This window comes from Cognatazoarcus halotolerans, from assembly GCF_009800965.1.
In the GTDB taxonomy this organism is placed as follows: Bacteria; Pseudomonadota; Gammaproteobacteria; order Burkholderiales; family Rhodocyclaceae; genus Cognatazoarcus; species Cognatazoarcus halotolerans.
Genome location: NZ_WUAF01000028.1, coordinates 15,877 through 34,886, shown reverse-complemented (window position 1 = coordinate 34,886; position 19,010 = coordinate 15,877). Strand labels below are relative to the sequence as shown.

15 protein-coding genes are annotated in these 19,010 nt (G+C 66.5%); 7 read left to right on the top strand and 8 right to left on the bottom strand.

Going from position 1 to position 19,010, the window contains the following annotated elements; translation table 11 throughout:
• Window positions 1–84: 84 nt before the first annotated feature.
• Window positions 85–345, bottom strand: coding sequence for a hypothetical protein (locus GQB03_RS21435; RefSeq protein WP_200832364.1), 261 nt, complete (start codon window positions 343–345; stop codon window positions 85–87).
• On the bottom strand, window positions 342–1,322 hold the full coding sequence (cas1f, locus tag GQB03_RS21430; RefSeq protein ID WP_159693639.1) for a type I-F CRISPR-associated endonuclease Cas1f: 981 nt from the start codon (window positions 1,320–1,322) through the stop codon (window positions 342–344). The genes GQB03_RS21435 and cas1f overlap by 4 nt, the downstream gene beginning before the upstream one ends.
• A gap of 156 nt (window positions 1,323–1,478) precedes the next feature.
• On the opposite strand from cas1f, the gene GQB03_RS21425 reads away from it, so the two are divergent.
• The gene (locus GQB03_RS21425; RefSeq protein ID WP_159693637.1) at window positions 1,479–1,916 is read left to right on the top strand and encodes a hypothetical protein; all 438 of its coding nucleotides are present in this window, start codon (window positions 1,479–1,481) and stop codon (window positions 1,914–1,916) included.
• Window positions 1,917–2,211: 295 nt separating this feature from the next.
• A complete protein-coding gene (locus GQB03_RS21420; protein WP_159693635.1) occupies window positions 2,212–3,375 on the top strand; it encodes a hypothetical protein in 1,164 nt (387 codons plus the stop codon).
• A gap of 90 nt (window positions 3,376–3,465) precedes the next feature.
• Here GQB03_RS21420 and GQB03_RS21415 read toward each other — a convergent pair whose 3' ends face one another.
• The 3 genes from GQB03_RS21415 to GQB03_RS21405 form a co-directional block, all read right to left on the bottom strand.
• Window positions 3,466–4,383 (bottom strand): peptidoglycan-binding domain-containing protein, encoded by a 918-nt coding sequence (locus GQB03_RS21415; protein WP_159693633.1) that lies wholly within the window; start codon window positions 4,381–4,383, stop codon window positions 3,466–3,468.
• 63 nt (window positions 4,384–4,446) lie between these two features.
• Window positions 4,447–5,427 carry a hypothetical protein gene (locus tag GQB03_RS21410; RefSeq protein ID WP_159693631.1) on the bottom strand — a complete coding sequence of 327 codons (981 nt, stop codon included), beginning with the start codon at window positions 5,425–5,427 and terminating at the stop codon, window positions 4,447–4,449.
• Window positions 5,417–5,848, bottom strand: a complete 432-nt coding sequence (locus GQB03_RS21405) for a hypothetical protein (protein ID WP_159693629.1) — start codon at window positions 5,846–5,848, stop codon at window positions 5,417–5,419. The genes GQB03_RS21410 and GQB03_RS21405 overlap by 11 nt, the downstream gene beginning before the upstream one ends.
• Before the next feature lie 321 nt (window positions 5,849–6,169).
• Here GQB03_RS21405 and GQB03_RS21400 point away from each other — a divergent pair, with 321 nt between their 5' ends.
• Both GQB03_RS21400 and GQB03_RS21395 read left to right on the top strand, forming a co-directional pair.
• A complete protein-coding gene (locus GQB03_RS21400; protein WP_159693627.1) occupies window positions 6,170–7,969 on the top strand; it encodes a sensor histidine kinase in 1,800 nt (599 codons plus the stop codon).
• Entirely contained in the window at window positions 7,953–8,582 is a 630-nt protein-coding gene (locus tag GQB03_RS21395; RefSeq protein WP_159693625.1) for a response regulator transcription factor, read from the top strand. The genes GQB03_RS21400 and GQB03_RS21395 overlap by 17 nt, the downstream gene beginning before the upstream one ends.
• 48 nt (window positions 8,583–8,630) lie before the next feature.
• Here the strand turns inward: GQB03_RS21395 and GQB03_RS21390 are convergent, their stop codons facing one another.
• Genes GQB03_RS21390 through dsrO form a run of 3 tightly spaced genes read right to left on the bottom strand, consistent with a single transcriptional unit; the run spans window position 8,631 to window position 13,554 of the window.
• A complete protein-coding gene (locus tag GQB03_RS21390; RefSeq protein WP_159693623.1) occupies window positions 8,631–11,717 on the bottom strand; it encodes a molybdopterin dinucleotide binding domain-containing protein in 3,087 nt (1,028 codons plus the stop codon).
• Window positions 11,718–11,728: 11 nt separating this feature from the next.
• A complete protein-coding gene (gene nrfD, locus GQB03_RS21385) occupies window positions 11,729–12,817 on the bottom strand; it encodes an NrfD/PsrC family molybdoenzyme membrane anchor subunit (protein WP_159693621.1) in 1,089 nt (362 codons plus the stop codon).
• Between the two features lie 2 nt (window positions 12,818–12,819).
• Entirely contained in the window at window positions 12,820–13,554 is a 735-nt protein-coding gene (gene dsrO, locus GQB03_RS21380; protein ID WP_159693619.1) for a sulfate reduction electron transfer complex DsrMKJOP subunit DsrO, read from the bottom strand.
• A gap of 231 nt (window positions 13,555–13,785) precedes the next feature.
• Here dsrO and GQB03_RS21375 point away from each other — a divergent pair, with 231 nt between their 5' ends.
• The 3 genes from GQB03_RS21375 (at window position 13,786) to GQB03_RS21365 (ending at window position 19,010) form a co-directional block, all read left to right on the top strand.
• Window positions 13,786–15,048, top strand: a complete 1,263-nt coding sequence (locus tag GQB03_RS21375) for a metallophosphoesterase family protein (RefSeq protein WP_159693617.1) — start codon at window positions 13,786–13,788, stop codon at window positions 15,046–15,048.
• Window positions 15,045–18,482 (top strand): YhaN family protein, encoded by a 3,438-nt coding sequence (locus GQB03_RS21370; protein WP_159693615.1) that lies wholly within the window; start codon window positions 15,045–15,047, stop codon window positions 18,480–18,482. Before GQB03_RS21375 ends, GQB03_RS21370 begins: the two co-directional genes overlap by 4 nt.
• Before the next feature lie 99 nt (window positions 18,483–18,581).
• Window positions 18,582–19,010, top strand: coding sequence for a GNAT family N-acetyltransferase (locus tag GQB03_RS21365; protein WP_159693613.1), 429 nt, complete (start codon window positions 18,582–18,584; stop codon window positions 19,008–19,010).

Genomic DNA, 19,010 nt, shown 5'->3' with positions numbered 1-19,010 from the left:
GGAACTCGTATCGATTGAAAGAGAAGTTGAAGGCCGGTCTCGTTCGTCCCGAACAGACCGAAGCGTGAACGGGGTGGGGAAAATTCAATTCCCGTAGCTGGGGAAAATTGGGATCCCCTTGACACACAGAAGCTCGCTGTGGTCCTTGCCGCGTATCCAGTGGCAGGCGACCGCGGTGTTCTTGCGGGCGGTCTTGCGCAGCAGGCGGTGCAGGGTGTCGAGGCCGGCCTTGGTAATCGCTGTCTGCCAGGTGCGCTCGCCGCGGCGTTCGGCGAACTGGTCGAGGATGCGTCGCGTTTCGGTGAGCGCATTCTTGCTGCACTGGGAGATCAGCAGGACGTTCATTGCGCGCGTCTGCCGAGGTCGAGTGCGACCTGTTCGACGCTGTCGAGCATGAAGTCCAGGGATTCGCTGCCGACCAGGGCCTCGATGCAGGCCTCGCGGAATTCCTGTTCGCTGTCGCCGCGCATTGCGGAGATGAAGGCCTGGGGCAGGATGGTGGCGTCCTTGACGAGGTCGGCGATGTCGAAGACCAGGCCGCCGCGTCGGGTCTTGCCGTGCAGCACCGCGAGGCCGTGGGGCAGGCCCAGCACCCAGGCGGTGGTGGCGCCGAGGCCATAGGCGAGGTAGTTGCCGTGGTCGAGGAAGCGGTTGGCGGGGTCGAAGCCGCTGCCATTTTTGGCGCGGGTGAAGTCGCCGTAGTCGGTGGCGTCGCAGGCTAGCTTGAACAGTGTCTTGGTGAGGCGGGCTTCCTCGGTGAGCAGCGCGGTGTTGTCCGGGGCGGCGGCCGTCGCTTTGCGTGCAGCATTGAGGGCGCCGGTCAGGCGTGTTGCATCAAGGTCAAAACCGGCGTCTGCAAGGGTGTGATTCTTGGTCCACTGCCTGACAATGCGATCCAGGCGCAGGGCCTGGAAGGCTTTGGCGGCCTCCAGTCGCAATGCGTCGTCAAACCAGAAACGCACCCAATGCTGGAGGTATTCGGTCGGGCGGTATTCGGTCTGAGGCGAGAACCACGCCACCTCGACGTCGATCTCGTTGGCGCTGAAGAGCGGGGTGCCCCCACCTCCGCAGAACCCCAACATCACGCCGGCCTTGGCCAGCTCGCGCACCGCGGCTTGGGTGATCGAGGTGCCGGTACCGAGTAGCAGCGTGGTGGTGTTGGCGATCGGGATGTTCCAGTAGCGGGACTTGTTGCCCTCTTCGGTGACATATTCCACCCGGCCGCCATTCACCAGGATACGGCAGTGCTCCAGGTAGTAGAGATTCGCGCGCTTTGAATGAAGGATGGTTTTGAGGTCGGATGGATCAAAGGGCTTCACCATGTTTTACGCATCTGGAATGTTGATGACTTTGTAATAAGTTGTTCGCATTCTGGCACGAACGGGCGATCTGAAGCATTGGCATCTTCAGACGCTGGCTCCATGCATCGGAGCCGCACGGAGAGCTTCGGCGACCTGATCCCGGAGATCTAGGTAGTCGTGACCGTTGGCGACCTCCAGAAGACCATCCTGATTCCGGAAAAGACGAACCAGGGCTACGAAATCCGGGCTGTCAGAGCGGTGCCGTATCGCGCAGGTGATCCGCGCCCAGCAGGTGTCACGGCGGCTGAGCAGTTCTTCGATCCACGCGCAGGTCCGGGCGCGGCAGCAAGTTGGCATATCCGTGGTCGAAGGCCGCCGCCGCGGGGTGGTGGTGTTCGCGAACTGGTCTTGCTTACGCGCTTGTTCGATCTGCCGGAATGCGCATTGCTCTCCTGCGCATGGCTGATGAATGCAAGCGGTGGTGTGTCCGGTATGTCGGGGCCTTGGGCGAATCATGGGGACTCCTCCGGCGTGCGGAGAGCGCCGACCCTGCGTGTGGCCATGGTCCCCGTCGCCGTTCTTGGCTCCTCGCTACGGATGCCCGAGGCATCGTAACGATCTTCCTTGACAGCTGAGCAGTCGGCATCTTGATTGCATATTGGAGGGGGATATCACCCTACGTGACGATGGACGTTCCGCGCGTGCCGGGCAGTTCCTGATCGAACCCACGAGCGCCCTTCCTGCCACAACCGGGCTCGTTAGCGTTTGCCAGGGGATCTGATCCCGCTATCGGCAAGGCTCAGTGGAGACGAGAGGGTTTGGAACGAATTATCCCTGGCGGCGTGTGATCGGGGGTTTCTTCATGCCACGACTGGCGCAGCTGATTGATGTCAATTGAGGAGCAAGGCAAATGGACTTTTTTGTGGCTCTCGACATTCTGCTGGGCCTGTCGCTGGTGTATCTGGTGTTCGCGTTGGTGGTTTCCTCCATCAACGAGTTCATTGCGGCCTTCGCGAGCAGTCGTGCGCGATGGTTGCGCCGAGGGGTCGCCAGCCTTCTTTCAGCGGATCCGAAGGCATTAAACATGCCCGAGGCGAAATCGGTTCTTGATTCACCGTATGTGTCATATCTCGGGACAGCGGGCATCGGTAACACCTTCAAGGCAAGCTATGTCTCCGCCTGGACCTTGATGCAAGGGGTGCTCTCCCGGGTCGAGGGTTTCAAGGAAGACGCCTTTGCACGGGTTGGCGAGATCCGGGCTCTGGCCGAAAAGCTGCCCGCGCAGTCGCCGATCCGCAGCGTGCTCATCGACCTGTGCGCGCGTGCCAACGGCGATCTCGCCAGCTTCCAGAAGCTGCTCGACGGATGGTTCGCGACCTTCGAGACCCAGCTCACTGCCTGGTACCGGCAGAAGACGCACTATGTGCTGGTGGGCCTTTCCTTCCTGGTCGCTGTCGCGATGAACGTCGATACCGTGGGCATCGTGCGGCAACTGTCCGCCGATCCGAAAGTGCGCAACGCGGTAGTCGAGGAGGCGATGAAGGCGGCCGACAAGAAGACGATCGAGGGCTATATCGACTTTACGCCAAGGGACAAGGCCCGGGACGCATTCGAGACGGCGTCGTCGGTGTTCAAGACGGCTGAGGCAGCATTGGCGAACTGCCCGAAGCCCGGAGACAAGACAACCTCGGGCACTGCAGCGCAGGAACATGGTGCACCGGTATGCGATCACGTCGAACTGGAGAAGCAGCTGAAGAAGGCGCAGAGCGATCGGTCACTGCGGCGCGACGAACTGCAGACACAACAGGATGCGCTGGATCAGCGCATCAAGGGTCGTGCGGATGCGCTGTCGAACACCGGGCTACACATCGGGTGGGACAAAAATGAATTCACTGAATGGCACGAGAGTTTCTGGACATGGCCGTCGTTCACCAAATTGGTCGGTTTGCTGGTCTCGGCGTTCGCCATTGCGCTGGGTGCGCCGTTCTGGTTCAACATGCTCAAGTCGGTCGCGTCAATGCGGTCGGTCGGTGTGAATGCAGGCGAGAAGAAGGACGAGGGAAAGGCGAAATAGATGCGGTGCGCGGCATCCTGCCGCGCACCGGGCCTGCGCGAAGATCGCGCAGGCCCGTGATGTCGCAGACCGGGTGTGGCTGCGATGGCCTCAGAGCCCCAGCGCCTTGCGTGTGATGCTGCCAACCTCGCCGTCTGCGACCAGTCCCTGGTCATTCTGGAAGCGCACGACCGCGTGGGCGGTCTGCGGGCCGTAGATGCCGTCTTCCGAGCCGGCCAGGTAGCCGCGCTGGTTCAGAGCCTTCTGCACCTCGGCGACTTGCGGCGAGCGGGTCAGTGGGTGGGTGAGTCGCAGTACACCCCTGACGGGCTTGGGCGGGGTCGCGTCGCCTGTGCGGTAATAGCGGATTCCCGGGACCAGCACGCCGGTATCCCAGCGCCGGCCATTGACGGTGCCTGCAATCACGCCGCGCTTGCTGCTGTGGGCCTCCAGCGTGCCGCTCGCGCCGTCCGAAAAGACGATGTGGCCGGCAGCGCCGGGCTGGGGATAGCGCAGCAGGGCCGCACCGACGGTGGCGACCGCATCCTCGACCGGGATCGTGCACGCGGCGGCGCGTGCCTGCTGGGCCCAGTAGCCGGTGTAGGCGTCGGCGCGCATCGGATCGTTGCGCGGCTCGGTGCCGAACAGGATGCCGGATGCCTGATAGACGCACCACGAGACGAACTCGGCGCAGTCCCAGGGTCCTTTCCACGATGCGTTTGCCATCGGGGCACGGGCACCGAGGATGTACTGCTCGCCGATGTGCTGGCGTGCCAGGGCCAGCATGTCCTCGCCGGTGACCTCGCGTCCAGCACGGCGGGCGATGCCCGGTATGGCTGGAGCAGGGGCCATCCGCGATGTCGAAAAACGGTCCCAATCACCCGATCCGGGTGCGCTCGCCCATGGCATCGGGTCCGTCCACGGCATTGGATCGGCCCACGGCATCCCGGTCGGGGCGGGCGGCATTTCAGGCGTGGGTGGCGCCTCTGCCGGCGCGGCAGCTTCTTCCGATCTCTTCTTCTTGCTCATGATTCACTCCCCCTGAAAGTCCTGGTAGCAGGTATTGGCAGACTGTTCCGCATGGGCCACCGCTTACTGGCCTCCGGTACCCGTATTCGCTCCGCGCGCGGTCTGCAGATCGGCCGCAATCGCCGACGAGAAGCCTTCGGTCAGGGTGCGTGCCGCGATTCCGGTCGTGAAGAAGCGGTTCAAGCCGTAGTGCAGGGCACTGGTGTCGGTGTCGGCTTCAAATTGTCCGAAGACCGAGAAGGCGTCGGACTCGCGGGAATCCGGCACATTCTTGACGGGCTTTCCGTCCGCACCGAGCTGGTCGCGGCCGCCAATGCGGCTGAGCGAGCCATCGGCGTGGCGGGCCATGACCGGAACGAAGGCAATGTCTCGCCCCGCATAGCCCAGGGTGAAGCTGGCGCCCTGGTCCGCGACCGAAGCCGCTACGCCGATCCCCAGCGTGTTGGACTGCCCGAAGATCAGCGGCGGCGCATAGGCGTGATTCTCGTTGGACGGTTCGGCGGTTGCCGGCGGAGCGCTTGCCGCACCGCTGGCGGCAGCTGCCGGCGCGGCGGGGGCTGTCCCCGTACCTTGGGCTGGCGATGTTTTCGGGGCTGCCTGCGCTTGCGCGGATGGCAGGGGTGAGCCGGTCCAGCCGCTCCGGTAGCCGTTCGCAAGGTTCGTCGCCGCGAGTCCGGTGGCGAAGAAGCGCCCGAGCTTGACCCGGGTCGAAGCTGCCGGGGTGGCTTGCCCGCCGCTTGGTTCCGCCTGGCTCTTGAACTGGCCGAAGACCGACAGCGCATCAAAACGGTCTTTGCCGTCTTTCTGGCTCCGCGCCACGATCTCGTTTGCCCTGCCACTGTTTATCGCACTGACCGGAACGATCGCGAGGTTGCGATCGCGGTAGCCGAGCGTGAAGTCCGCGCCTGCGGAACCCGGCGTCGCCCCGACATCGAGCCCGAAGGTGACGAGTTCGCCGAAGAACAGTGGTGGCGTCGAAACGCTGGCACAGCCGCACAACGAGCAGATGAACGAAGCGATCAACAATCCGGTTCTATTGCGCATCGATAGAGTCCTCCGTGTGAGTGGTCGGTGGCGAGATCGCGCAGACACCCGGCGACGAATCCGCCAGTCGGCGCGCCGTCTCGATGTGTTCGGGTGCAGTTACCCAGAGCACCAGCCGGCACTCCGGGCCGAGCGCCGCCCAGCTCTGGTGCGAGTACCCGGCACTCCAGCCGAACGGGCTTTGCAGCAGTCCGAGCGCGCTGACCTCGGCAACATGACTTGCACCCGGTTCGATGAATTCGACTGCCAGAACACCCCAGTGGCGCTCGATGCGTACCGTGTCGTCGGCGGTCTGAATCCGAATCGTTGTGCATGCTCCTAGCGATAGCAGTAGAGGGCAGAGAACGACACCGTGCCGGAAGTGATTGGCAGCGCCACCGCGAAGGCGAGGGCGGGAAGTGATGTTCTTCAGCCTGTGCATGGAAGAGGGCGCGCAAATGCCTGGTTCATTGCGGTTCGGTCAGTTCGCTTCCGGAAGGGCTGTCTTTGGGGCAGCCCAGGCTGCGACTCATTCGTAAGAATATGTTTCGTGCATGACTTCGACGTTTCATCTTAGATCGCAGCTGCGCCATTTCAAGCTGGCGGGAATGGGGCGCAGATCGTCCGATCCGCTGATCGGCGACGGTCTCTTGGACACGTATTGACTTGCGTCTGGCGCTCGCCACGAAGAGGGCACAAGTGAAGGGGGCAACTCGGGCACTGCGTGTGCGGACTGTCGCCCAGCGGCTCTACAATCCACCCCATGCCGTTTCCCACCTCGACCATCTCCCGCTTTCTCGTCCTTCTTGCCCTCGTATGGGCGGGGGCCGTCCACCCGCCGGCCCAGGCTGCTCAGGCGGAGGTGCGGATCGGGGTGCTGGCCTACCAGGGCGAGCAGGCGGCTGCGGAGGATTGGGCACCGTTGGCGGCGGCGCTGGACCGGGCCTTGCCCGGCCGGCATTTCGTGCTGCGCTATTTCGGTCTGCAGGACCTGTGGCATGCGGTTGAAAACGAGGAAGTGGATTTCGTCATAACGCACGGCGGCCAGTATGTGGCGCTGGAGAGCGCGTTCGGGGCGAGCCGCATCGCCACGCTGGAGAATCCCCGTTTTTCCTCGCCCGGCAAGGCGCTGGGTTCGGTGGTGGTGGTGCGGGCCGAAAGGCAGGATCTGCAACAGCTCGCCGATCTGGCCGGGCAGCGTCTTGCGGCGGTGGCGCCGGAGGCGTTTGGCGGTTACCTGGTGGCGCTGCGCGAGCTCCATGACGTGGGGGTCGAGCTTGACGATCTCGGCAGCGTCGATTTCGTGGGTTTTCCGATGCAGAAGGTCTTGCAGGAGCTGTTGGACGGGCGCGCGGATGCGGCAACGCTGCGGGCCTGCCTGCTGGAGGAACTGGCGGCGCAGGGCAGTATCGACCCGACGCGCTTTCGCGTGCTGGCGCCGCAGGCACAGCAAGGCTTTCCGTGCCAGCTGTCATCCCGCCTGTATCCGGACTGGCCTTTCGTGAGCCTGCACCATACCGATCGCGCGCTCGCCAAGGCGGTGGCGACCGCGCTGCTGGCGATGGCGCCGCTTCCGGGTGGCGTGGCGTGGACGGTGCCGGCGGACTACCAGGAGGTGCATGCGCTGTACCGCGAATTGCAGCTGGGGCCCTACGCTTACTTGCGCGATACCACCCTGCTTGCACGGCTCAAGCGCTTCTGGTGGGTCTTTGTCGGCCTGTTCCTGATCCTCGCTGCATGGGTGGTGCATACCGTGCGGGTCGAATACCAGGTGGCGGCGCGCACCAAGGACTTGCGCAAGGCGCTGGCCGAACGCGATGCGGCGCAGGCACGCATCCTCGCACAGCAGGATGAGGCCGAGCACCTGTCGCGCTTGTCGATCCTCGGCGAGCTGTCGAGCACGCTCGCGCACGAGCTGACCCAGCCGCTGGCGAGCATTGCGAACTTTGCGCACAGCATGGTGCGCCGTCTCGACAGCGGCCGCTACACGCCCGAGCTGCTGGCCGGGGCGAGCCGGGATATTGCCAGCGAGGCGGAGCGGGCCGGCGGCATCGTGCAGCGCATTCGCAGCTTTTCGAAGAAGCGCGTGGCGATCCGTCAGGACTGCGTGCCGGGCGAGCTGGTCCAGGAGGCGGTCGAGCTCTTCTGCAGCATGCTGGCGCCGCCGCCGCAGGTCACGCTTGTCGATCGCCTGCCGCGCTCCACGGTGGTGGAGGGCGATCCGCTGCAGCTGCAGCAAGTGCTGCTCAACCTGATGAAGAATGCGTGGGACGCGATGCAGGCGCTGCCGCCCGCACAGCGGCGCATGGACCTGGAGATCGGCGGCGACGGCGGCCAGTGCACGATCCGCGTCCGCGACTACGGTTGCGGCCTGGACGACGCACAGATGGCCCGGCTGTTCGAATCCTTCTTTACCACCAAGCCGGACGGCCTCGGGCTTGGCCTGTCGATCTGCAAGAGTATCATCGAGGCGCACGCTGGCCGCCTGGTGGCGATGCGCCCCGACGAGGGCCCCGGCATGTGCTTCACCGTCACTCTTCCCGCCCATGAACGCACCGCTTGAACCTGCACTGATCCATGTCGTCGATGACGACGCGATGCTGCGTCGCTCCATCGTCTTCCTGCTCGATTCGATGGGCTGGGAGGCCCAGGCCCATGCCTCGGCCGAGGAATTCCTTGCCGAGTGGGCGCCCGGTCGTCCCGGCTGCCTGGTGCTCGACATCCGCATGCCGACCATGAGCGGCTTGGAGCTGCAGCAGGCGCTGATCCAGCGCGGTTGCGACTTGCCAATCATCTTCATTACCGGTCATGGCGAGGTTTCGCTGGCGGTGCAGGCGATGAAGTCGGGTGCCTGCGATTTCATCGAGAAGCCGTTCCGTGACCAGGTGCTGCTCGATGCGGTGGCGCAGGCGGTGCGCAGGAGCCAGGAGCAGACCAGCGCCGCGCTCCGCCGCGCCGAGGCGGGGCACATCCTTGACGGCCTGTCGCCGCGCGAGCGCGAGGTGGCCCGCCTGCTAGCGCGCGGCCTGCCCAACAAGCTGGTGGCACGCGCGCTCGACATCTCCGAAAAGACCGTGCACGTTCATCGCCAGCACGTCATGGACAAGGCCGGGGTGAAGAGCGCGGCCGAGCTGGCCCGGCTGATGCTCGAGATCGATCCGCGCGCGCTCGATTGAAAAAGGCCCCGCGCTGGCGGGGCTTCTCCGATGCGGCCAGACCGATGCTCAGATCGCGGTGAGCCGTGCCGGCAGGCCGTTGCGTACCGACGCGCCCGACACCGTGTCGACCCACACCGAACGACCCGGATAGGTCGGATCGGCAAGGCCGAGGTCATTGATGTTGATGCCCGCGGCAAGCTGCGGTTTGTGCGGTTGCTGTTGCTCGCCGATGTGGTGGGCGCGGGCACCCAGCTCACGGTGGCCATAGCCATGTTCCACCGCAATGACACCCGGCATCACGCCCGGTGAAACCAGCACCGTGCACTTGTGTTTGCCGCCCGGCGTCTGCAGCCAGGCTTCCTGCCCGTTCTCCAGGCCCATTTCGCGGGCATCCGCGGTGTTGACGATGACCGGGTTCTCGGGGTGGATGTTGCGCAGCCGGGTGGCGATGCTGTAGGAGTTCTGCAGCGGTGACTTGAAGCTGATCGCCAGCATCGGCCAGTCCTTCTCGGGATAGTGGCTGCGCATGCTGCTGCCGTCGGCAAAGGCCGGTTCCTGCCAGGTCGGGCTGCCGTTGAAGCGCTTGCCGGTGAGGCTGTTCCGGGCGCCGCCGACGTGGTCGTTGTAGAGGTGCAGCGCATTCTTGAAGCGCCAGGTCATCCATTCCGGATGCTCCGGATCCTGGGCCTGTCCATAGGGCTGGTAGCGGCCGCCGCGGGTGTACAGGAACGCCACCTTGCGCCACTCCTCGGGCGACAGCGTTTTTTCCAGTCGTTCGCGGATGCGGCTGACGCCGGAGGCTTCGATGTCCTCGTCGGTGGCGTCGGGTACCGGCGCCTTGCCGGCGAAGGCGATGTTGGCGCCACCGCGCAGGAACCAGTCCTCGGCGGACTCGAGCGGATGCATGCCGCCTGCGGCGTCGGCGATCGCGTTCGCGCCGAAGCCGGGCAGGCCGAGTGCCTTGGAGACGGCGATCAGGAAGACTTCGACGCCGATGCGCTGGCCATCCGCGGTCTTGTCCATGCGCGGCTCGATGACCGGCCAGCGCGCGGTGCTCATCTTGGTCGGCACGCCGTTCCAGGGCGAGGTCCAGCCCCAGCTCTCGTACAGCAGCGAGTCGGGCACGATGTAGTCGGCGTAGGCATTGCTCTCGTTGATCAGCGGGTCCACCGAGATGATCAGCGGCAGCTTCTTCGAGTCGGCGAAGTCTTCCCCGAGCTGCGAGCGCAGGCCCGGAATGCCGTACATCGGGTTCACGCTCCACATGATCAGCGCCTTGAGCGGGTAGGGGTAGCCCTCGAACGTGCCGGTCAGCCACTGGGTGGTCAGGCCGGGGGCGTTGGGGAACCACGGTGCCTTTGCAGGGAAGGGCTTGCCGGCGGCCTTCTTGGCGGCGAACTCGCTGGTCTTCTCGTAGGGCACGTTGCGTCCCAGCGGCATGCCCTTGGGCTTGATCTGACCTTCGAAGCTGGCGAGGTTGTAGCGCGGGCCTTCGCCGTCGTGGCGGAAGGTGCCGCCATTGACCGCCAGCCCGCCCTTCCAGTTGACGTTGCCGATCAGCAGGTTGAGCACAACCACGCCGAAGGCGTTGTAGAAGCCCGAGCCGGACATCATGCCACCGTGTCCGGTGATCGCGGCGCGGCGGCCGTGGCTGGTGAACTTGTCCGCGAGGCCGGTGATGGTCTCTTCGGGCACGCCGCAGTCGGCCGCGTACTGCGCCAGTTCCAGGCGCATCGCGTTGGCCTTGAGCTGCATGTAGGCGGTTTGCACCGCCACCGGCTGGCCGTCGAGCGTGATGCTGGCGTCGGTGAGTTCCAGCGGCGCCGCGGCATCGGCGAGGTCGGCCTGCAGCGGTGCGCCGTCCGGCCCCATCACGAAGTAGGGATCGGCGTCCTTGTAGCGCGCGTCGGGGGCGATCTCCATGCCGAGGTCAGAGCCGCGCACGAAGCGGCCGAGGCGCGGATGGCCCGGCTGATTCACGATCAGCCAGCTGGCGTTCGAGAACGAGGGCTCGCCGGCGGCCTCGGCCACCTTCAGGTTGGGATTGGCGAGGTAGGCTGTGTTGACCCGGCCGTTCTCCATCATCCAGCGCATCATGCCCATCATCAGCGCGCCGTCGGTACCGGGTCGGATCGGGACCCAGCGGCCGCGGTCGCGTGCTGCGCGGTTGTCGGCGTTGGTGAGCAGCGGGTCCACCACCACGTATTCGAGCTTGCCGAGGGCGCGCTCCTTGGCGAGCAGCGCACCGGTGCGCTTGAAGGGGTTGCCGGCGTTGCCCGGCGCGGTGCCGATGAAGATCGCGAATTCGACGTTCTCGAGGTCGGGGCGGCCGTGCGGCATCTTCTTGAGATCGCCGAATACCGCGCCGGAGCCCGAGCGCCATGCGCCGCCACAGTAGGAACCGTGACGCACGAAGTTGATCGAGCCGTAGGCCTGCTGGATGAAGCGGCGGGCGATGCTGTCGCGGCCGTCGTTGACGCTGGTCATCAGCGCCACCTGGTTGGCCCGTGGGCCAAGCTCCGGCGCGGCCGGATCGATCGGGGTGTCGAGCGCACGCAGCGCACGCAGCCCGTCGACATGGCCTTCGCCGAACAGGTCGCCGCCCTCGACCACCTCCTGCACCAGTTGCTCGAACGAGATCGGCGCCCACTTGCCGGAATTGCGTGGGCCGACGCGCTTCATCGGCGTGAGCACGCGGAAGGGTGAGTCGATCTGGCTGATCACCGCGTTTCCGCGGCCACAGGCGGTGGCGCGTCCATCGAGTCCCTTGTCGCCGAAGCGCGAGAGCGCGACGAAGCTCTCCTTCACCGACACGTTCTGCGGCAGCTCCGGGTTGGCCGACAGCGGGTTGTAGGGGTTGCCGGTGACCCGCAGCACCTTGCCGGTGGTCTTGTCGATGCGCACCCGCACGCCGCACTGGGTGGTGCAGCCGAGGCAGCCGGTGTAGCTCACCTGCTGGTCCGGATTGAGCGCGAGCTTGCCGCTGCGCTCATCCACGGTGTATTCCGGCGTCGGCGCGTAGCCGTAGAAGCGGGTCGGTGGGGCATCCTTGCCGACGACCTTTTCCCACATGCGGTAGGCGGTCTGCGAGAAGCCGGCGGCGAATGCGGTGAGGCCGCCAGCGGCAATGATCTTGCGACGAACGTTTTCCATGGCGGCTCTCCTCAAGTCGTCTGGCCGTCCCGGGTGTCACCCCAGGGAAGCAGGCTGGTCAATACGATGAACACGAATATCCACAGGCCGGCGGTGCCGATCAGCCCGAGCCAGCCGTCCTGGCCGAGGGGCAGGTGGTATTGATAGAAACCGGCCCCCGTCTTGGGGATCTCCTGGCCGCCGATGAACAGCGTCCAGCGCATCATCCATGCGCTGTGCATGGCGAGCAGGCCGGTGAGCAGGCCTTGGCGGGGCCGCATCAGCGCCAGCACCAGGGTCAGCAACGTGGCGCCCGCCGCCCATACCGCGGTGAGCCGCCAGGCGGGCGAGCCGGAGACCTCGGCCAGTGCCCGGGCGTGGTTTGCCGAGAGACCGAACACGCCCAGCGCCAGCCAGATCGCGCCGACCACCAGCGCCACCAGCTGGGTAGCGGCCAGGGCACGGTTGAGCCGGCAAGTGTCTTCGACCCGGGTCAGTCCCATCACGCGCTCGAGCACCATGACCAGGCCGATCGCGCCGGCGACCGCGGTGACGATCAGTTGCACCGGCACCAGCGGGGTGTTCCACAAGGGCCGGGCCGCCACCACCATGACTTCCATGCCGGTGTAGAGGCCGACCAGCGCCGCGCCAAGCGCGGTCAGCGCTGCCGCTGCGCGGATCGCACCGGTGCTGGCGAGGCCACCGTACGCCAGCCGCTGGTAGAGCGGCGCCCAGCGTCCGCCGCGGTCGGCGAGGCGCTGGAGATCCGGCCTGAGCGCAAGCCATCCATACAGCAGCAGGCCGCCGAGATAGACCGGGATGAAGAAGGAACCCCAGGCCATCCACGACGTGGTGTTCATGTACAGGTAGAAGTGGTAAAAGCGTCCCGGCTGATGCAGGTCGGAGAGCAGCGCGACCGGGGCGGTGAGCCCGCACACCAGCGCCGCCAGCAGGGCGATGCGCGATGCCTGCCGCCAGTTCGCGCGGCCGAAGGCGAGTCCCGGCAGGGATACCAGGAAGGCCCCGATCGACAGTCCGATGAGGAAGAAATATTGCACCGCCCAGGGCAGCCAGGCCACTTCGCGGGGCATGTTGATGACTTCGACAATCTGGGTTTCCATGATCAACCTCCGTGTGCCGAGGGCCGCCACAGGCTGCCCTGACCTTCGACCTTGCCGGCGAATTCGTCCTCGAGCCCGATGTAGAAGACGTTCGGGTGGGTGCCGGCCTCGGGCTTGAGCACCTTCAGTTCATCCTTGTGAAGAGCCATCAGGCGATTGATTTCGCTGTCCGGGTCGTTCAGGTCGCCGAAGATGCGGGCGCCGCCGACGCAGGTCTCCACGCAGGCAGGCAGCAGGCCGGCCTCGAGGCGGTGGGTGCAGAAGGTGCACTTGTCGGCCTTGCCGGTCTCGTGGTTGATGAAGCGCGCATCGTAGGGGCAGGCCTGCACGCAATATGCGCAGCCCACGCAGCGCTCGGCATTCACCACCACCTCGCCGTCGGGCTGCTTGAAGGTGGCGCCCACCGGGCACACCGGCACGCAGGGCGGGTTGGAACAGTGGTTGCACAGGCGCGGCAGCATGAAGGTGCCGATCTCTTTCTTGCCGTCACGCACCTGCTCGACCGCGTAGGTGGAAACGATGGTGCGATAGTTGTCCTCCGGCACCGCGTTTTCCATGAAGCAGCTGACGGTGCAGGCCTGGCAGCCGATGCACTGGCGGATATCCACCAGCATCGCCCATTGATGCCTGGCGTCGGGCGCCTGCGCACCGAGGCTCGGTATCGCCGCGCCTGCCGTTACCAGCGGCAGTGCTTTCAGAAAACTCCGCCGGCTGGCGGAGCAGCCTTCTTCGCTCATGGCCTTTCTCCTTGCTGATCACACTTGCGGCCAGTCTACGAAGCGGCGGTAAAGGAAAATATCCGGATGATGATCCAGTCCGATAGTTACTTTCGTGTATTGACGCGGGCTTACCGACGCGCCGGAAGGACTGGCGGTGGCCCGATCGGGATTGCGATGGGGATGCCCGGCGCGTAGCCTTGTCCACCTTTTTGCACCCGGTAGCCCCGGGTGTCCGCTCCGGAGGCCTTCTTGAAGTTCATCCATGCTGCCGACATCCATCTCGACAGCCCGCTGGTAGGGCTGGCGGCCTATCCGGATGCGCCGGTCGAGCTGCTGCGTACCGCCACCCGCGATGCTTTCGTCAATCTCGTTGACGAAGCGATCGCCGAGGCGGTCGATTTCATGGTGATCGCGGGCGATCTCTACGACGGCAGCTGGAAGGACTACAACACCGGGCACTTCTTCTGCCGCGAGATGGGGCGGCTCGAGCGTGCCGGGATCCCCGTGTTCCTGCTTTTCGGCAACCACGATGCCGACAGCGAGATGACCCGCAAGCTGGTGCTGCCCGACAACGTGCGGGTGTTCGACGCGAAGAAGCCGGTCAGCTTCCGCCTTGATGCGCTCAAGGTGGTATTGCACGGGCGCAGCTTCAAGGATGCGGCGACCACCGAGAACCTCGCGGTCGGCTATCCGCCGGCCGAGCCCGGCTGGTTCAACATCGGCGTGCTGCACACCGCGCTCGAAGGCCATTCGGCGCACGCCAGCTATGCCCCTTGTTCCTTGGCCGAGCTTGCGGCGCGGGGCTATCAGTACTGGGCGCTCGGCCATGTGCACGAGTTCGCGATCGTCTCCGAAGCGCCGCACGTGGTCTTCCCGGGCAACCTGCAGGGGCGTCATGCGCGCGAGACCGGGCCGCGCGGCGCGGTGATGGTGAGCGTGGAAGGTGGCGAAGTCGTCGCGGTTGAGCGGCTCATAGTGGACGTGCTGCGCTGGCAGCAGCTGAGTGTCGATGTCGGTGGTTCGGAAGATTTCGAGGCGGTGGTGCGTCGCGCGGGACTGGCGCTCGACCGCCTGCTTGCGCAGACGCCCGCCGGTCATCCGCTCGCGGTGCGCGTCACCCTCCAGGGCGCGACCGCGGCACATGGCGCCCTGTTCGGCGACGCCACGCGGCTGCGCGCCGAGGTCATCGCCCAGGCGCTCGCGCGTGACGGCGAGCGGCTGTGGATCGAGAGGGTGCGCGTCGACACGCGACCGCCGGAAGACGCCCCGGGCAAGGTGCGCGCCGAAGCGATCGACGACCTCGCCCGCGTGCTCGCCGCCGCGCCGCAGGATGCCGAGCTGCTGGCCGCGCTCGGCGAAGACCTTCGCCTGCTGGCCGACAAGGTGCCCGCCGAACTGGTCGACGCGGTGCCCGAGCTTGCGGCAGTGCGCGCCGGCGCGCTCGGGGCATTGGTCGAGGAGGTCTCGGCCGGATTGCTCGCGCGCCTGCAGGACGACGGGGGCGCGCAATGAGGATCGCCCGGCTCGATCTCGCCCGCTTCGGCAAGTTCACCGACCGCGCGGTGGACTTCCCCCCGGCGGAGCGTGACTTTCACCTGGTTGTCGGGCCCAACGAGGCCGGCAAGTCCACGCTGCGCAACGCGATCCTCGATCTGCTGTTCGGCATCGAAACCCGCTCGCGCTACAACTTTCTTCATCCCCACCCCGAGATGCGTCTCGGCGCCCGGCTCGAGCAGGGCGGTGAGGCGCTGGAATTCGTGCGCAGCAAGGGGCGGAACAAGACACTGGCGACGCCGGCCGGCGAAGTGCTGCCGGACGATGCGCTGGCGCCGCTGCTCGGTGGTGTGGAGCGCGACTTCTTCGAGCAGATGTTCGGGCTCAGCCATGACCGTTTGGTGAGCGGCGGCCGCGAGATCCTCGATGCCTCTAACGATGTTGGCCGCATCCTGTTCCAGTCCGCGGCGGGCGTCGGCAGTCTGGGTGAGATCCGCGATGCGCTCGAGCGTGAGGCCGATGGCCTGTGGGCGCCGCGCGCGAGCAAGCAGCGCGCGTACTACCAGGCGCTGGACGACATGAAAGAGGCGGAACGGGCGCTCCGCGAGGCCACCGTCCGCACCCGCGATTGGGACGCGGCGCGCCGCGATGTGACCGAGGTCGAGGCCCGGCTCGAGGTGGCGCGCAGCGACTGGCAGGCGCTCGAATCCCGCCGCGCCCGGCTCGATCGCATCCGCAGGGTGGCGCCGCAGCTGGCCGCGCTACGCGATGCCGAGGTGGCATTGGCCGCGCTCGGCGCGGTGCCGTCCCTCCCGCCCGACGCGGGTCGGCAGCTCGGTGAGGCGCGCCGGACCATGGTCGAGGGTCGTGCTGCGCTGGATCTGGCCTTGCAGCAGGCCGAGGCGCTGGACGCCAGACTCGCCGGCATCCGGCCAGATGCGGTGGTACTGGCGCATGCTGATGAAATCACCGCGCTCGCCGAACGCCGCGTGCAGCTGCGCAATCACCCGGCCGACATCGAAAAGCGCCGTGGCGAGATCGAAACACGCTGGCAGACCCTGCGCCAGCAGGCCGCGCAGCTGGGCTGGCCGGACGAAGACGAGGCGAGCCTGGCCGCCCGCGTGCCGGGCTCGCTCACCCGTGCCGCGCTGGCGGGGCTGGCCAAGCGTTGGCCCTTGCTCGAGCAGCAACGGATTGCCGCGCGTTCGGCGCTCGATGAGCATGAGGCCGAGGTCCAGGACACCGAGGCGGGGATCGCGGCGCATCAGGCGGTCGAACTACCCGAGGGCCTTGCCGAAGCGTTGGCCGCGGCGCAGGCGCTGGGCGATGCGGATGGCCAGCTCGAGCAACTGCGCCGTGGCGAAGCGCGGGCCGAGCGTGAGCTTGATGCTGCCCGTGGCTTGCTCGCGCCCTGGGTGCTGGCACCGGACAGGCTGCGGACGCTGGTGCTGCCGAGTACCGAAGAAGTGGCCGGCCTGCGTGAGCACGCGCAGGAGCTGGGCCGCCGCGAGCGGGCGGCCGTCGAGCGGCTCGAATCGCTGGACGCCGAACTGGCCGAGGCGGTGCTTGCCGAGCGCCAGTTTGCGCGCAGTCGTCAGCCGGTGACCGCTGAAGAGTTGGCGGATGCCCGCACACTGCGCGACCGCAGCTGGGTGGCGATCCGGGACGGCGAACGATCGCCACAGCAAGGCGCCAGCGGCTTCGAGACTCTCATTGCCGAAGCAGACCGGCTCGCTGACCAGCGCTACGAGAAGGCGCAGGATGTCGCTGAGATGCAGGCGCTGGTCGACCGGCGCGAGCGCCTCGAGGCGCAGCGTGCCGAGGCCGAGCGCAGGGCCGCCGCCGCCCGGTCTGCCGTTGGGACGTTCGAAACCCGATGGCAGGCGCGCATGGATGCGCTCGGCCTCGCCGGGATGCCGTTGGCGCAGCTTGGCGACTGGCGGCTGGCGCGCGATGGCGTGGTGCGCGGCGTCGATGTGCTGGACGAGGCTGTCGCGGCACGCAGCAGCATAAAAGCGCGAATCGACGCGGTGCGCGGCCAACTCGCCGCTTGCCTTGGCGCCGACGCGGGCATGCCGGTCCTGATACGCAGCGCCGCGCGTTTGCTCGAGGAAGCAGCGGCCAGCCGCGAGAATGCGCGCGTGCTCGATGCGCGTCTGGTGCGCGCTCGGCAGGCCCGCGAGACCGGGGCGCGGAAGGTCGCCGAGGCACAGGCCGCGTTGGACGCTTGGCAGGACGAGTGGGCGGCGACGCTGGTGAAGACCAACCTGCCGTCCGACTGCGCGGTCGCGGTGGCCGAGTCCGCGCTGGGGTTGTGCGAGAAAATCGAGGCTGGTCTGTCGGCCATCGACGAGTTGCGCCGCAGTCGCATCGAGACGATGCAACGCGACCTGAGCCAGTTTGCGGGGCAGGCTGCGGCGCTGGCGGCGGAGTGTGGGGCGGAGTTGGCCGGTGAGTCGGCCGAGGCGATCGCGCAGGCCCTGGAACAGCGGCTGCGCGCCGCGCTCGAGGCCGAGCGTGAGCAGGCACGCCTGCGCAAGGACAGGGCCGACTGCGGGCAGCGCATCGAAGCGCATCGCCTGACGCTGGCGGGTGCCCAGGCGAGCCTGGCGCCGCTGCTGCGGGCCGCCGGTGTGGCCGACGAGGCGGCACTCGATCCGCTGATCGAACGCGCCGAGCGTGTCCGCCAGCTTCAGACGACCCGCGACGCAGCCATCGCGTCGATCGGCAAGGCGGGCGACGGTCTGGCGCTGGATCAGCTCGCCAGCGAGTGTGACGCCAGCGATCCTGCTGTCCGGGAAGCCGAACTTGAGACCTCGCGTGTTGATGCCCAAGCCGCGATGGAAGAACAGGGCCGGCTCGGCGGCCTGCTGGCCGATGCGCGTCGCAAGCTCGAGCGCATCAGCGGCGAGGCGGATGCGGCCCGCGCCGAGGCCCGCCGGCAGGAGGCGCTGGCGGCGATGGCCGGTGCCGCCGAACGCTACCTGCGCGTCGCCACCGCCGCGCGGCTGCTGCGCTGGGCCATCGAGCGTTATCGCGAGGCGCGCCAGGGGCCGATGCTGGAGCGCGCGGGCACGCTGTTCTCGTCGCTGACGCTGGGCGGCTTTGGCCGGCTGGTGGTCGATTACGAACACAACCCGCCGAGCCTCAACGGCGCCCGCGCCGACAACAGCGTGGTGCCGATCGAGGGCATGAGCGACGGCACCCGCGACCAGCTCTACCTCGCGCTGAGGCTGGCCGCGCTGGAACTCCACCTCGACCACGCCCCGGCCATGCCCTTCATCGCCGACGACCTGGTGATCAACTACGACGACGCCCGCTCGCGCGCCGCGCTTGCCGCGCTGGGCGAACTGTCGCGCCGCACCCAGGTGATCTTCCTGAGCCACCACGACCATCTGGTCGACGTGGCGCGGGAGGTGTTCGGTCAGGGTCTGAACGTGGTGCGGATGTGAGGGCGAGGATGCGCCAGAGGCGGGGGGGTGATGCCGGCGAAATGCACGTGCTCGACGATCTTTCACTGCCGACGGATCGGCGAGCGTGGGTCATGTTGAATGAGTGACCTGCGCCTGCTACTTGCATCCACGGACGCCGAGCATTGCTTCGCACAAGCGCTGACCAAGCAAAATATGGAACGGCTTACCGTGAGCCATTGGGGTGAATGGCGATCGGATGTGCTGTCCGCCCACTATCCCGCCTGGACGAATTTCCTGATATACGAGGGCTCTGAACCGATTGGATATGTCGGTGTAGAGTCAAAAGGTGAAGTCCTTTCACTGCACAACCTGCAAATCCGTGAAGAACACAGGAGCCACGGTATCGGGCAATGGGCGCTTAGCCAAATCGTTCGCCAATTCCCGTCATGCAAATCCATGGAGGGCAGCGTTTTCAAGGACAACCGTGCGACGTCGTTTTTCAGGAGACAAGGCTTTGAAGTGGTTGGGGAGGATGAGCATTGTTTAGTTATCCGGAAGCCGTTTTAA

Excerpts from the sequence above, each read along its gene's own strand:
- GQB03_RS21390 (WP_159693623.1), bottom strand. The coding sequence starts at position 11,717 with ATGGAAAACGTTCGTCGCAAGATCATTGCCGCTGGCGGCCTCACCGCA.
- GQB03_RS21435 (WP_200832364.1), bottom strand. The coding sequence starts at position 345 with ATGAACGTCCTGCTGATCTCCCAGTGCAGCAAGAATGCGCTCACCGAA.
- GQB03_RS21370 (WP_159693615.1), top strand. The coding sequence starts at position 15,045 with ATGAGGATCGCCCGGCTCGATCTCGCCCGCTTCGGCAAGTTCACCGAC.
- GQB03_RS21410 (WP_159693631.1), bottom strand. The coding sequence starts at position 5,427 with ATGCGCAATAGAACCGGATTGTTGATCGCTTCGTTCATCTGCTCGTTG.
- GQB03_RS21405 (WP_159693629.1), bottom strand. The coding sequence starts at position 5,848 with ATGCACAGGCTGAAGAACATCACTTCCCGCCCTCGCCTTCGCGGTGGC.
- GQB03_RS21415 (WP_159693633.1), bottom strand. The coding sequence starts at position 4,383 with ATGAGCAAGAAGAAGAGATCGGAAGAAGCTGCCGCGCCGGCAGAGGCG.
- GQB03_RS21420 (WP_159693635.1), top strand. The coding sequence starts at position 2,212 with ATGGACTTTTTTGTGGCTCTCGACATTCTGCTGGGCCTGTCGCTGGTG.
- nrfD (WP_159693621.1), bottom strand. The coding sequence starts at position 12,817 with ATGGAAACCCAGATTGTCGAAGTCATCAACATGCCCCGCGAAGTGGCC.
- GQB03_RS21395 (WP_159693625.1), top strand. The coding sequence starts at position 7,953 with ATGAACGCACCGCTTGAACCTGCACTGATCCATGTCGTCGATGACGAC.
- dsrO (WP_159693619.1), bottom strand. The coding sequence starts at position 13,554 with ATGAGCGAAGAAGGCTGCTCCGCCAGCCGGCGGAGTTTTCTGAAAGCA.
- cas1f (WP_159693639.1), bottom strand. The coding sequence starts at position 1,322 with ATGGTGAAGCCCTTTGATCCATCCGACCTCAAAACCATCCTTCATTCA.
- GQB03_RS21400 (WP_159693627.1), top strand. The coding sequence starts at position 6,170 with ATGCCGTTTCCCACCTCGACCATCTCCCGCTTTCTCGTCCTTCTTGCC.
- GQB03_RS21365 (WP_159693613.1), top strand. The coding sequence starts at position 18,582 with ATGAGTGACCTGCGCCTGCTACTTGCATCCACGGACGCCGAGCATTGC.